We start from the raw sequence: 12,323 nt of genomic DNA, 5'->3' as shown, positions 1-12,323 counted from the left end.
CGGGAGAACCTACCGGCGCCCACTGACATCGCCGTCCACGGGCCCGGGCCGCGCGGCACCGCCGGCCCCGGCCGCGCCGATACGGAGCCAGATGTCCGCCCCGCCGCCGTCCCGCTCCAGACGCACCTTCCAGCAGCCGGGCGCCGCGAAGTGGATGCCGGTCCCCCACTCGTCTCCCGGGCGGTTGTAAGTGGAGGAGCCGTGCGCGGTGGGGCCCCAGGCGAGCGGCCGATGAGCGCCGTCGGGCCCGGTGATCCGCACCCGCAGCGGCCCCTCCCCCGTGACCCGCCAGACGATCTTCACCGCGTCCTTCCCGGCCCGTGCGACCGCCTCCTGGCCACCGAACACCAGGCCCCACGTACGCACCCCTCCACTGCCCTCGGCCCGCAGTTCGGGGGACCCGTTGGGGGCGCGGTGCACGGCCACGGGCGGGCGGCAGCCCGGGCCGCCGCCCGGCGCCGGACGGGTGGCGGAGCCGCCGGGCGGCGTGCGCCCCTCCGTGGCGCCGCGCTCCTGCGTCGCGGGGCTCGACGTACAGCCCACGGCCAGCAGCAGCGCCAGCGCGCCGGCACTCCGTACCCGCCAGGACGACGACAAGGACCGGTGAGTCATCCCCTCAGCGTCACCCCGCAACTCTCCTGCGGCAAGCGGCGGTTCGCTCGCCGACGGACCCGTGACCCCGCTCAGGCCGTATCGAGCCGGGCCCGCTGTGCCACGTCCAGCGTGAGGTCCAGGGCGGCCAGGCACTCGTCCAGCTGGGCCGGCGAGCTGACGCCCAGCACCGGGATCACCGGGATGCGGCCGCCCATCAGCCAGGACAGCACGACCTGGTGGGCGGTGGCCCCGGTCTCCGCCGCGACCTCCTGGAGCACCCGCAGCCGCGCCACCGAACCGGGGTGGTCGTAGCGCTCCGGCAGCGGCCGCTCGGGCCGGGCGTAGCCGCCGTGCATCAGGGTCGAATAGCCCAGCAGCGTCACGTCCCGGTGGACGTGGGCGTAGTCGAGCAGCCCCTCGTCCGTCTCCTGCTCAAGGCCCGGCTCGGCATCGTGGCGGGGGCGCAGATAGGTGTGCCGCTGCTGTACGGCCTGGTAGCCGGGCACGGCGAGGTCGAGCGCCGCGCGGCGGGCCTCGGCCACCCGCCAGGTGGCGTGGTTGCTCACCCCCAGGACCTCCACCGAGCCCTCCCGTACGAGCCCGCCCAGCGCCTGCACGGTCTCCTCCAGCGGTACGGAGCGGTCCTCGACGTGGGCGTAGTAGACCTCGACGTGGTCGGTGCCCAGGCGGCGCAGGCTGCCCTCGATGCCGCGCCGTATCGCCTTCTCCCCCAGTCCTTCGAGGTTGCCGGGCCATTGGGGGCCGCGGGCGGGGTCGGGCCGGGCGCCGACCTTGGTGGCCAGCACCGTGCGCTGCCGGGCGCCACGGCTGCGCAGCCAGCGCCCGAGCAGCAGCTCGCTCTCGTCGCCGGTCGCGCCCGGCACCCAGCAGGCGTAGTTGTCGGCGGTGTCCACAAACGTCCCGCCGGCCTCGGCGAAGCGGTCCAGGATGGCGAAGGACGTGGCTTCGTCGACGGTGGTGCCGAACGGCAGGGTCCCCAGGCACAGGGTGCTGACCTCGGGCCCTTGGCCCGCGGCGAGTGTGCGGTAGCGCATGGCGCGACTCCTCGGCTGAGCGTCGGTGGCGCCGGCCTCCGCGGACCGGCGCCACCGGCACCCTGCCTGTTGAAGTGCACACCAAGGCAAGCCCCTTGGGCAGGTGCCTGCACCCCTGCCTGCATCCCGGCTGCCTACACCCCGGCGTTGAGGAACAGCCCGCCGTCCGCCACCAGCGTCTGGCCGGTGATCCAGCCCGAATCGTCCGAGAGCAGGAACGCGGCCGCGCCCCCGATGTCCCGCGGGGTGCCCAGGCGCCCCATCGGATAGCCCGCCACGACCTCGGCCTCGCGGTTCTCGTACAGAGCGGCCGCGAACTTGGTCTTCACCACGGCCGGGGCGATGGTGTTGACCCGCACCACGGGCGCGAACTCGTGGGCGAGCTGGAGCGAGAGGTTGACCATCGCGGCCTTGCTCATGCCGTACGCGCCGACGAACGGTGAGGCGGTGACCCCGGCGATGGAGGCGATGTTGACGATGGCGCCGCCGTTGTCCTTCTGCCAGGCGTGCCAGGTGCGCTGCGCGAAGGCGAGCGCGGAGATGACGTTGGTCTCGTAGACCTTGCGCACCACGGCCAGGTCCACATCGGCGATGGGGCCGAACACCGGGTTGGTGCCTGCGTTGTTGACGAGGTAGTCGACGCGCCCGAAGGCCTCCATCACGCGCTCCACGGCGTGCGCCTGGTGGGCCTCGTCGTGGGCCTTGCCCGCGACGCCGATCACCCGGTCGGCGCCGAGCCTGTCGACGGCCTCCTTGAGGGCGTCCTCGTTGCGGCCGGTGATGCAGACCCGGTCGCCGCGGGCGACCAGGGCCTCGGCGATGCCGTAGCCGATGCCGCGGCTGGCGCCGGTGACCAGCGCGACCTTCCCGGACGGCGCCGGGAGCGCTGCGTTGTGCTCGCTCATGTCCGCTGTCCTTCTCGTCAGTTGAGGGGGCCGCCGGCCACGTACATGACCTGGCCCGAGACGAAACCGGCCTGCTCGCCGGTGAAGAAGGCGATCGCGTTGGCGATGTCCTCGGGCGTGCCCACGCGCTGGACGGGGATCTGGGTGGCGGCCGCGGCCTGGAACTCCTCGAACTCCATGCCCACGCGCTCGGCGGTGGCGGCGGTCATGTCGGTGGCGATGAAGCCGGGCGCGACGGAGTTGGCGGTGATGCCGAACTTGCCGAGCTCCTTGGCCAGGGTCTTGGTGAAGCCCTGCATCCCGGCCTTGGCGGCCGCGTAGTTGACCTGGCCGCGGTTGCCGAGCGCCGAGGAGGAGGAGAGGTTGACGATCCGGCCGAATCCGGCGTCCACCATGTGCGACTGGCAGGCCCTGGACATCAGGAACGCACCGCGCAGGTGCACGTTCATGACGGTGTCCCAGTCCTCGTCGCTCATCTTGAACAGCAGGTTGTCGCGGAGCACCCCGGCGTTGTTGACGAGGATGGTCGGCGCGCCCAGTTCGGCCGCGACGCGCGCGACCGCCGCCGTCACCTGCGCCGAATCCGATACGTCACAGCCGACGGCCAGGGCCTTGCCGCCCGCCGCGGTGATCTCCTCGACGGTGTCCGCGCAGGCCGCCTCGTCCAGGTCGAGGACGGCGACGGCGCGGCCCTCGGCGGCCAGGCGCACAGCGGTGGCCCGGCCGATGCCGCGGGCCGCGCCCGTCACGACGGCTACGCGCTGCTCGGTGGTGGACATGCGGGTTCTCCTCGCCTCGGATATCGCAGCGGATATCGCCTTGTGCGCGGCCGCGGTCAGCGCCGTGGCCGACGCCCCGGAAGCGGCCCCACCAGCCTGTCCCCGACGGTGAGCAACCGCTTAGTAGCTTCAGCAGACGAGACGCTAGAAGCCCGGCCACCCGCTGTCAACGCCCCGCCGTGCCACGGCCCCTCATCTGACCAGCAGGTCCAGCAGCCGCTCGGCCTCCCGCTCGGGGTCGGCGGTGAGCCCGGTGTGCACGGGGCCCGGCTGCACGACCGTGCTGCGCGGTGCGATCAGCCAGCGAAAGCGCCGTCCGGGGTCGTCGCCCGCCGCCTGGCCTGCCGCCTCGCCGCCCGCGCAGAGCCCTTCGACGGCAGCCAGCGCGGACCGTACGCCCGCCACGTCCACCTTCGGGTCCAGCGCGAGGAGCCGTGCGGTGTCCAGGTGCGTGAGCGCCCGTACGAAGCGGCGGGCACGGCAGTACACGACCACCCCCGCGTTGATCATTTCGCCGCGCTCGACCCGGGGGACGACCCGCAGCAGCGCGTACTCGTACATGTCGAGACCGTGGCGCGTATCGCGACCGTGGTGCATATCGAGACCGTGGTGCTGCCCGCTCACTTCACTGCCCTCCGCGGCATCCGCTCCGCCACCCACTGCGGCGCCTGCGACGGCTTGTCCTTGGTGTGCTCCCCGATGGTGATCCGCTCACCGATGGTCCGCGCGCGGGCCAGCAGCGTCTCCACATAGGCCCGGCGCACCGCGTCGGGGGAGTCGAAGCCCGGCTCGTCCACCAGCCACTCGTCCGGCACGTCCGCCGCGACCTCGGTCAGCAGCTCCTCGGTGACCCGCGGCGCCAGCTCGGCCGTCGCGGCGGCGATGTCCGGCGCGAAGGTGGCCAGGACGTGGTCGGAGGCGTCGTACGGCTTGGCGGCGGCGCCCTGGGCGCCGGGCCAGTTGTGGTGCCAGATCATGGTGGCGCCGTGGTCGATGAGCCACAGTTCGCCGTGCCAGACCAGGAGGTTGGGGTTGCGCCAGGAGCGGTCGACGTTGTTGATGAGCGCGTCGAACCACACCACCTGCCCGGCCTCCTTCGCGCCCACCTCGAAGGCGAGCGGGTCGAAGCCGAGCGAGCCGGGCAGATAGTCCATGCCGAGGTTGAGCCCTCCACTGGCCTTGAGGAGTCCCTGCACCTCGTGGTCGGGCTCGCTCAGCCCGATGACGGGATCGAGCCAGATCCGCACCAGTTCGGGCACGCGCAGCCCCAGCCGCCTGGCCAGCTGCCCGCAGATCACCTCGGCCACCAGGGTCTTGCGGCCCTGCCCCGCCCCGGTGAACTTCATGACATAGGTCCCGAGATCGTCGGCCTCGACGATCCCCGGCAGCGATCCGCCCTCCCGCAGGGGCGTGACGTAGCGGGTCGCAATGACTTCTGTGAGCATTTTCCCAGGCTATACGGCCTCATGCCCTGGTCATCCGGCGTCCGGGGCCAGGCGCGTACAGCCCGGGAAACTCCGCGACCAACCCCGGGGAGAACCCGGGGAGTTTCCCGGGTGTCGCGTCAGGTGAGGGGCAGCCACTCCGGGCGGCAGGCGCCGCGCGGGAGGAGGATGTGGCGGTAGGCGCCCGGGGTGTCGGACATCCGCACCTGATCGGTGATGCCCTGGTAGTGGCCGAGCGGGGTCTGGGCGGTGAAGGTCTCCGGGTCGGGGTAGGCGTGCTCCCCGCCGGTGCCGGCGATCTCGGTGGCGTACGCCTGGTCGAAGATGCCCATGCCGAGGATCCACAGGGCGACCCGGGACAGGGAGACATGGACCCGGTAGCTGCCGCCGTCGACGGCGCGGCGGCGCAGGGCCTCCGTGATGCCGGCGGTCAGGAACCACGAGACCAGGTAGTCGTTGACGACCGTGATCGGCGGCAGGGCGGGCCGGTCGCCGTCGCCCTCCAGGTGCAGCAGACCGGTCAGCGCGCCCGCGGTCTGGTCGAAGCCGAGGTGGTGGGCCCACGGGCCGCTGCGCCCGTTCAGCGAGACGGTGGCGTGGATCAGGCCCGGCCGGCGGCCGATCGCTTCCTGTTCCGACAGGCCGATGGACTCCAGGTAGCCGGGGCGGCGGTTGGCGAAGAAGACGTCGGCACCGGCCTGGAGCGCGTGGATACGGGCCAGCCCCTCGGCGGTGTACGGGCTCACGGTGGCCGAGCGGACGCCGACGTTGGCGGTGCGGTAGGTGACGTCGTGCTCCAGCTCTTGGGGCCGCCACAGGTTGAGCACGTCGGCCCCGTGCAGGGCCAGCGCTCGGCCGGCTCCGGCACCGGCGATGATGTGGCCCATGCCCAGCGCGCGCACTCCGTCGAGCGGGGCCGTGGCGCCCTGGGGCAGTGGCTCCGGGTCGCTGTCGCCGACGCGGGTGATCTCCACCAGCGGCATATCGGCGAGGTGGTCGGTGTACTGACGCTCAGTCAGGATCTCGCTGGGTGTGCGGACCATGGGCATGACCGCCCCGGCCCGGGCTCCGGCCTCCTCCAGCTCGCGGGCGTTCCACTTGGCGATGGCGGCGGCGACCGCTTCGGGCACCTCGGGGGCGCCCAGCAGCTTCTGGGCGGCGTCCTTGATGTTCGGATAGATGTTGAACGGCATCATCCACCGGCCGTCCGCCGTGCGGTAGAAGGCGTTGGCGTAGGCCATGTTGGGGATGGACGGCGTACCGCCGGGATAGCCGTTGAGCAGTTCCCACTTCTGCTCGTAGAAGGGGCACAGCCGGTGCGGCCCCACCCGCAGGTCCATGTGGATGTCCTGCCCCCGGCCGGTCCTGTCGCGCCACAGCGCCGCGACGGCGGCGGACTTGGCGACCAGGGCGATGCCGGAGGCGGCGCCGAGCCGCAGCGTGCTGGGCACCACCGGGTCCGCGCCCCGGAAAGTGATCGTGCCGCCGGTGTCCTGCGGCCGCAGCCCGAGGCCGGCCAGCACCTCGGCTGTCTCGGCGTGGATGTCGAAGGCGTCGTCGGTGGCGGGGCCGGCGATCGCCCTGCTGATTTTGTCGGTGAGAGACATGGTCTTCCGTTCTCCGAGTCTTCCGTTTTCCGAGTACGAAGTACGCACTGCGACGTGCTGCGCAGCGGGCGGCGAAGCGGGTCAGGTGCGGGCGGCAGCGTCCGGGGTCGTGCCGAGGGCGCGCATCAGAGCGATCTGCGCGCGGTCGCGGCGGGCGGCGAGTTCGCCGACCGTCCCGCCCGCGAACGCCTCCTCGGCCTGCTCGGTCAGTACGGCGACGGTGCGCTCGTCGAAGGCGGGACGGCCCAGTCCCGGCCAGCTCGCCTCCATGGCGGTGCCGAGGTGCCGCAGGAAGTGCGGCAGGCCGCCCGGCCCGCCGCCGAGGTGGAAGGTGCGGAACGGGCCCGCGACCGCCCAGCGCAGGCCGATGGAGGCGGTGACGATCTCGTCCAGCTCGGCCTCGGTCACCACGCCCTCGGCGACCAGGTGCACGCACTCACGGAAGAGCGCGGACTGCAGGCGGTTGGCGACGAACCCGGGGACCTCCTTGCGCAGGATCTGCGGCTTCTTGCCGATGGCCGCGTAGAAGTCACGGGCCTGGCGGAGGGTCTGTGCGGACGTCTGCTCGCCCGGCACGATTTCCACCAGCGGCACGAGATGCGGCGGGTTGAACGGGTGGCCGACCACCAGCCGCTCGGGTTGCTCCAGGGCTTCGGCGATCGCGGTGGCGGGGATGCCGGAGGTGGAGGTGGCCAGCAGCGCGTGGGCCGGGGCGGCCCGCTCGACCACCTTCCAGATCTCCTGCTTCACCGTCAGCCGCTCGGGGCCGTTCTCCTGCACGACGTCGGCGTCCACGACCGCGGTGGCCAGGTCGGCCTCGAAGCGCAGGCGGTCGGTCAGGCCCTCGGTGGGCAGGCCGAGTTCCGCCAGGGCCGGGGTGATCTCCGCCAGGCCCGCCAGGACCTGGTCCTTCGCGTCGGGGCTCGGGTCGCTGACGGTGACGTCCAGGCCGTGGGCGAGGAACAGGCCGGTCCACGAGATCCCGATGACGCCGCCTCCGATGACGGCGGCCCGCCGGTAGACGGGAGAGGTGTCCGTGGTGGGTGCGTTCATGGTGCGTACACCGCTTTCTCAGAGGTCTTGCTCAGAGGTCTTGCTCAGGTGTCTTCTCGGCAGGCCGCTCAGTGGCCGAGGTAGTCGTGGACGACCTCGGCCGGGCTCAGGGTCAGGTCGGTGAGGATGTGACTGGCGGAGACGACCTCCAGCACCGGCAGGTCCGCGAGCGGGGCGAGCGCGTGGGCGAACAGCTCCAGACGGGCCGGGCCGTGAAAGGCGCTCTTGACCGTGATGTCGGTGATCTGTGTGCGGACCAGTTCGCAGATGCGCGGCCGGCCGTCGTATCCGGGCACCACCTTGACCATGTACGTGGGCACGCAGAGCTCCGAGCGGGCCTCGTCCGGGTCCATCGGGTGGTGCTTGTAGCCCATGGTGGCGGTGGCCACCCGCAGCGAGCCGTAGTCGAGGGTGCCGACCAGGGTGTCGGAGTCGACGTGGAGCCGGGGCTTGCCGGCCTTCTTCGGGTAGGCGCTCAGCTCCCGCCCGCTGGTGATCGCCGGCACGCTGTCGAGGTACATCGCCAGGTTGTACTCGCCGCGCTCGCCCTCGTACTCGACGGGGACGACCTGCCCGGCTTCCGTGTAGTCGCCCAGGCCCGTCACGTCGGGCATGCGCATGATCTCGAACCGCACCAGCGGTTCGGGCACCGTCAGGGGCTCGGGCACGACCTGCCGCAGGGTCTCGGGGTCGGTGCGGTAGGTGATGTTCAGGTACTCGCGGTCGGTGAACCGGTATCGGGTGGGGGCGAAAGCGGGTGCGTCCAGCGGGGTGGTGAACAGCCGGGCGACGTCGTGCTTGTTCATGGGTGGCTTCCTTGGAGATGCCTGTACCTGTACCGGCGGGGAGCGGATCCTTGCGCTCGGCGCCTGCCCACCACTGCACTCCACGGGGCGCATGTCTGTCCAATATATGGATCAGGCATATTCGATATGGTCTGCCATATGGAACTCCCTCAACGCCTGCTCGAACAGTTCCTGGCCGTGGCCGAGGAAAGGCACTTCGGCCGGGCGGCGGAACGCCTCTCGATGAGCCAGCCCCCGCTCAGCCAGGCCATCCAGCGACTGGAACGCGGCCTGGGTGTACGCCTCCTGGAGCGCGGCCCCCGCGGTGTGCGCACCACGCCCGCGGGAGCGGCCTTCGTGGTGGAGGCGCGACGGCTGCTGGACGCCCAGTCCGCGGCCGTCGAACGGGTCCGGCGCGTCGCGCACGGCCTGGAGGGCGATGTACGGGTGGGGTACGTGAGCATCCTGAGCCACCGTCATCTGCCCCGGCTGCTGCGGGCGGCCGCCGGCGAACTCCCCGGTCTGCACATCCACTTGCACCAGGACACCACCGCCACCCTCGCCGAAATGCTCCGGGCCGGCACCCTGGACCTGGCGTTCGTCCGGGACCCCTCACCCGTATCGGACGACCTGGCCGTCCACGACTTCGCCGTGGAACGCATCGTCGCGGCCCTGCCCGATGAGCACCGGCTCGCCGGAGCCGACGTGATCGGCCTGGAGGACCTCGGTGACGACGACTTCGTCCTCCCCAGCACAGCAGCCCTGCCCGGCCTCGCCCACCAGGCCCAACTGGCCTGCCGCGGCGCCGGGTTCACCCCACGATGCCGCGCCGACGCCGACGACCTCACCGGCCTGCTCGGCTACGTCGCCGCCGGACTGTGCGTCAGCCTGCTGCCGGAAGACCTGCGCGACTTCCCCGTCCCCGGCATCACCTTCGTAGCGCTGCGCGAAGCGTCGCCTCATCTCGAAACGACCGTCGCCGCCGTGCACCGCCCCGACGCGGACGCCGCCGTCCACCGCCTGCTCGACCTGATAACCCGTCACATGCACCCGTGACCGCGCGCCCTTCCCGCCCTGCTCTCTTCCGCCCCGCCCCGCCAAAACCACTGTCGGGCGGCGGGCGAAGTGGGATAGGAGTTCTCAATGGAGATCACCGACACCACCCGAGCTTCTGTCCCCGTACGGCCCGACGCGTCCCCCGCAGTCCCTCAATCCCCCGGGTCCGCCGCCTTCCCCCGCCAGTTCGCCCGCACCCGCCGCTTCTCCCTGGGGGTGCCGCACCACTTCACCGTCGCGCCCGACGGCCGCCGTGTGCTGTTCGCGCGTACCGGCGGGGGCCGCGACCCCATAGGAGGCCTGTGGTCCTACGAGGACGGCGGGGAGCGGCTGCTCGCCGACCCGACGGCCCTGGTGGGTGCGGGGTCGGGGGCGGTGCCGGAGGCCGAGCGGCTGCGCCGGGAGCGGGCCCGCGAGCGCTCGGAGGGCGTGGTCTCCTACGCCACCGACCGCGCGGTGACCCTGGCCGCCTTCGCGCTCTCGGGCGCGCTGTGGGCGGTGCGTACGCAGGGCGGTGAGCCCTTCTCCGTCCCTGCGGCGGGGCCGGTGACCGACCCGCGCCCCTCCCCCGACGGCCGCCGCATCGCCTATGTGACGGGCCGCTCGCTGCATGTCGTGGAGCTCGGCGAGGGCCCTCAGGACGCGGTCACCGACCGGCGGCTGGCCGCCGCCGAGGGCCCGGAGGTCTCCTACGGCCTGGCCGAGTACGCCGCGGCGGAGTCGATGGGGCGGCTGCGCGGCTTCTGGTGGTCCCCCGACAGCCGCCGTCTGCTGGTGGCCAGGGTCGACACCACTCCGGTGCAGCGGCGCTACATCAGCGACCCGTCCGACCCCGCCAAGCCGCCGCGCATGACGCCCTACCCGGCGGCCGGCACCGCCAACGCCGAGGTCACCGCCCATGTCCTCGCCCTGGACGGCACACGGACCGAGGTGGCGTGGGACCGCGAGAGGTACGAGTACCTGGTCAGCGCGGGGTGGGACGCGCACGGGCCGCTCATCGCCGTACAGAGCCGCGACCAGCGCACCCTGCGTACCCTCGCCGTCGACCCGGACACCGGAGCGACCGAGGTGCTGCACGAGCGCACCGACCCGGCCTGGGTGGAGATCGTCCCCGGCACGCCCGCCCGCACCGCCTCCGGGGCCCTGGTGCTGCCCGCGGACGTGGGCGACACCCGGCACTTGAGCGTCGGCGGTGATGTGGTGACGCCGCCCGGCCTGCAGTTGCGCGCGGTCCTCGGCGTCGACGGCGAGCGGGTGCTGTTCACCGCGAGCCAGGACCCGCTCCACACGCACGTCTGGTCCTGGGAGCCGGGCGGCGCGCCCGTACAACTCAGCCAGGGACCGGGGCAGTACGGGGCGGTGGCCGGAGCGGACACGGTCGTGCTGAACGGACTGACGCCGGACGGACCGACGGTGCGCGTGGTGCGCGGCGGCCGGCCCGCGGGGGAGATCGGCTCGCTCGCCGAGGAGCCGTCCGTCCGGCCGCGGCCCGCCCATCTCACGCTCGGCGAGCGGGAGTTGCGCGGCACGCTCTATCTCCCGTCGTGGTACGGGGCGAACGCCCCACAGGACGCCTCGCGCGGTGGCGGGAAGCTGCCGGTGCTCATCGACTCCTACGCGGGGCCGGGCGTGCAGCTCGCCGTGGCCGCGCGCGGGTGGTTCACGTGCGTGTCGCAGTGGTTCGCCGAGCAGGGCTTCGCGGTGCTGGTGGTGGACGGGCGCGGCACTCCGGGGCGCGGCCCGCGGTGGGAGAAGGAGATCCACGGGGACCAGCTCACGCCCGTACTGGAGGACCAGGTCGACGCCCTGCACGCGGCGGCGCGGCTCCACCCGGCGCTGGACCTGGAGCGGGTCGCCATCCGGGGCTGGTCCTTCGGCGGGTTCCTGGCCGCGGCCGCCGTGCTGCACCGCCCCGATGTCTTCCACGCGGCCGTCGCCGGCGCGGCCCCCACCGACCAGAGGCTGTACGACACGCACTGGAAGGAGCGCTTCCTGGGGCACCCGGACCGGGAACCGGAGAACTACGCGCGCTCCTCCCTGGCCGGCAAGGGGCATCTGCTGACCCGCCCGCTGCTGCTCGTCCACGGGCTCGCGGACGACAATGTCGCGCCCGCGCACGCCCTGCGATTCTCGGCCGAGCTGCTGGCGGCGGGAAAGCAGCACAGCGTCCTGCCGCTGCCCGGCTCCAGCCACGCGCCCTCCGACGACGCGGTCAACGAGAACCTGCTCCGCTTCCAGCGGGACTATCTGCGCCGCGCGTTGAACCTGTGACGCGGCCGGCGGTGCGCGTGCGCACGGACGTGGCGTGACTGAACTCACGTACGCATGGCCGGAGTTGAATACCCGCCCCGCTGGGTCCGTATGGAACCTGCACAGCGTCCATGGCACCCATGGAACAGTAAGACGCAAGGATCCGGAGGCACACCATGACGCATCAGGCATCCAGGGGGCGGGCCGGCGCGGGGAGCACGCGCCGCGCCGTGGTCGTGGCGGCGGGCGCGGCGGGACTGGCCGCGGCGCTCGCGGCGTGCGGCGACGGCGGAGAGGGAGACAACGGGGACGGCGGCAACGGCTACGACGGTGGCCGTGACGGGCAGGGGCCGCAGGACGGCCGTACGCCCCCGCAGTCCGGGCAGCCGCCCACACCGGACGGGGAGGACCGGGACGACGGCGGCGACAGGGACGGGGACGACGGCGGCACCGGCCGGGACGACGGCGCGCTGGCGCGGGCCGGGCAGATCCCGGTGGGCGGCGGCGCGGTCTTCAAGGCCCGCAAGGTGGTGGTCACCCAGCCGACCGCGGGCACCTTCAAGGGCTTCTCCGCGGTGTGCCGGCACCAGGGCTGCATCGTCGGGGACGTCAGCGGCGGCACCATCAACTGCCCCTGCCACGGCAGCAAGTACGACATCACCGACGGGAGTGTGAAGAAGGGACCGGCGACGTCGGGACTGCCCGCGGTCGACGTACGCGTCGAGAACGGCACCGTGAAGCTCGACTGACCGGGGGCGGTGCCCGGACCTCCTGCGGGCGCGGCGCCGTCAGCG

Annotated in this window: 12 protein-coding genes; 3 read left to right on the top strand and 9 right to left on the bottom strand. The window is 72.8% G+C overall.

The genetic code is table 11. The features are described from left to right. Positions 1-9: 9 nt before the first annotated feature. The 9 genes from AC4IJH_RS30340 to AC4IJH_RS30300 form a co-directional block, all read right to left on the bottom strand. Positions 10-612, bottom strand: a complete 603-nt coding sequence (locus AC4IJH_RS30340; protein WP_490855113.1) for a hypothetical protein — start codon at positions 610-612, stop codon at positions 10-12. A 71-nt stretch (positions 613-683) separates the two neighbouring features. After that, entirely contained in the window at positions 684-1,649 is a 966-nt protein-coding gene (locus AC4IJH_RS30335) for an aldo/keto reductase (protein WP_490855112.1), read from the bottom strand. A 134-nt stretch (positions 1,650-1,783) separates the two neighbouring features. Then, on the bottom strand, positions 1,784-2,554 hold the full coding sequence (locus AC4IJH_RS30330) for an SDR family oxidoreductase (RefSeq protein ID WP_490855111.1): 771 nt from the start codon (positions 2,552-2,554) through the stop codon (positions 1,784-1,786). 17 nt (positions 2,555-2,571) lie between these two features. After that, the gene (gene fabG / locus AC4IJH_RS30325; RefSeq protein WP_490855110.1) at positions 2,572-3,333 is read right to left on the bottom strand and encodes a 3-oxoacyl-ACP reductase FabG; all 762 of its coding nucleotides are present in this window, start codon (positions 3,331-3,333) and stop codon (positions 2,572-2,574) included. A gap of 192 nt (positions 3,334-3,525) precedes the next feature. Beyond that, positions 3,526-3,930, bottom strand: a complete 405-nt coding sequence (locus tag AC4IJH_RS30320) for a DUF3037 domain-containing protein (RefSeq protein WP_490855109.1) — start codon at positions 3,928-3,930, stop codon at positions 3,526-3,528. A 23-nt stretch (positions 3,931-3,953) separates the two neighbouring features. Further along, positions 3,954-4,778 carry a HipA family kinase gene (locus AC4IJH_RS30315; protein ID WP_490855108.1) on the bottom strand — a complete coding sequence of 275 codons (825 nt, stop codon included), beginning with the start codon at positions 4,776-4,778 and terminating at the stop codon, positions 3,954-3,956. Between the two features lie 119 nt (positions 4,779-4,897). Further along, entirely contained in the window at positions 4,898-6,385 is a 1,488-nt protein-coding gene (locus AC4IJH_RS30310) for a CoA transferase (RefSeq protein ID WP_490855107.1), read from the bottom strand. An 81-nt stretch (positions 6,386-6,466) separates the two neighbouring features. After that, entirely contained in the window at positions 6,467-7,438 is a 972-nt protein-coding gene (locus AC4IJH_RS30305; protein ID WP_490855106.1) for a 3-hydroxyacyl-CoA dehydrogenase family protein, read from the bottom strand. 68 nt (positions 7,439-7,506) lie between these two features. Continuing rightward, the gene (locus AC4IJH_RS30300) at positions 7,507-8,244 is read right to left on the bottom strand and encodes an acetoacetate decarboxylase (protein WP_490855105.1); all 738 of its coding nucleotides are present in this window, start codon (positions 8,242-8,244) and stop codon (positions 7,507-7,509) included. Positions 8,245-8,382: 138 nt separating this feature from the next. On the opposite strand from AC4IJH_RS30300, the gene AC4IJH_RS30295 reads away from it, so the two are divergent. From AC4IJH_RS30295 to AC4IJH_RS30285, 3 genes are all read left to right on the top strand, one after another. Next, positions 8,383-9,279 (top strand): LysR substrate-binding domain-containing protein, encoded by an 897-nt coding sequence (locus AC4IJH_RS30295; RefSeq protein ID WP_490855104.1) that lies wholly within the window; start codon positions 8,383-8,385, stop codon positions 9,277-9,279. An 87-nt stretch (positions 9,280-9,366) separates the two neighbouring features. Then, a complete protein-coding gene (locus AC4IJH_RS30290; RefSeq protein ID WP_490855103.1) occupies positions 9,367-11,550 on the top strand; it encodes a S9 family peptidase in 2,184 nt (727 codons plus the stop codon). 155 nt (positions 11,551-11,705) lie between these two features. Continuing rightward, positions 11,706-12,278 carry a Rieske (2Fe-2S) protein gene (locus AC4IJH_RS30285; RefSeq protein ID WP_490855102.1) on the top strand — a complete coding sequence of 191 codons (573 nt, stop codon included), beginning with the start codon at positions 11,706-11,708 and terminating at the stop codon, positions 12,276-12,278. Positions 12,279-12,323: the final 45 nt, after the last annotated feature.

The organism is Streptomyces sp. UF-297 (assembly GCF_058245575.1).
Note: the sequence above shows the minus strand (reverse complement) of the source record. Positions and strands in the feature narration are given on the sequence as shown.

Bases quoted from the DNA above. Each gene is read 5' to 3' on its own strand.
- AC4IJH_RS30340 (WP_490855113.1), bottom strand. From the start codon at position 612: ATGACTCACCGGTCCTTGTCGTCGTCCTGGCGGGTACGGAGTGCCGGC.
- AC4IJH_RS30335 (WP_490855112.1), bottom strand. From the start codon at position 1,649: ATGCGCTACCGCACACTCGCCGCGGGCCAAGGGCCCGAGGTCAGCACC.
- AC4IJH_RS30330 (WP_490855111.1), bottom strand. From the start codon at position 2,554: ATGAGCGAGCACAACGCAGCGCTCCCGGCGCCGTCCGGGAAGGTCGCG.
- fabG (WP_490855110.1), bottom strand. From the start codon at position 3,333: ATGTCCACCACCGAGCAGCGCGTAGCCGTCGTGACGGGCGCGGCCCGC.
- AC4IJH_RS30320 (WP_490855109.1), bottom strand. From the start codon at position 3,930: ATGCACCACGGTCGCGATACGCGCCACGGTCTCGACATGTACGAGTAC.
- AC4IJH_RS30315 (WP_490855108.1), bottom strand. From the start codon at position 4,778: ATGCTCACAGAAGTCATTGCGACCCGCTACGTCACGCCCCTGCGGGAG.
- AC4IJH_RS30310 (WP_490855107.1), bottom strand. From the start codon at position 6,385: ATGTCTCTCACCGACAAAATCAGCAGGGCGATCGCCGGCCCCGCCACC.
- AC4IJH_RS30305 (WP_490855106.1), bottom strand. From the start codon at position 7,438: ATGAACGCACCCACCACGGACACCTCTCCCGTCTACCGGCGGGCCGCC.
- AC4IJH_RS30300 (WP_490855105.1), bottom strand. From the start codon at position 8,244: ATGAACAAGCACGACGTCGCCCGGCTGTTCACCACCCCGCTGGACGCA.
- AC4IJH_RS30295 (WP_490855104.1), top strand. From the start codon at position 8,383: ATGGAACTCCCTCAACGCCTGCTCGAACAGTTCCTGGCCGTGGCCGAG.
- AC4IJH_RS30290 (WP_490855103.1), top strand. From the start codon at position 9,367: ATGGAGATCACCGACACCACCCGAGCTTCTGTCCCCGTACGGCCCGAC.
- AC4IJH_RS30285 (WP_490855102.1), top strand. From the start codon at position 11,706: ATGACGCATCAGGCATCCAGGGGGCGGGCCGGCGCGGGGAGCACGCGC.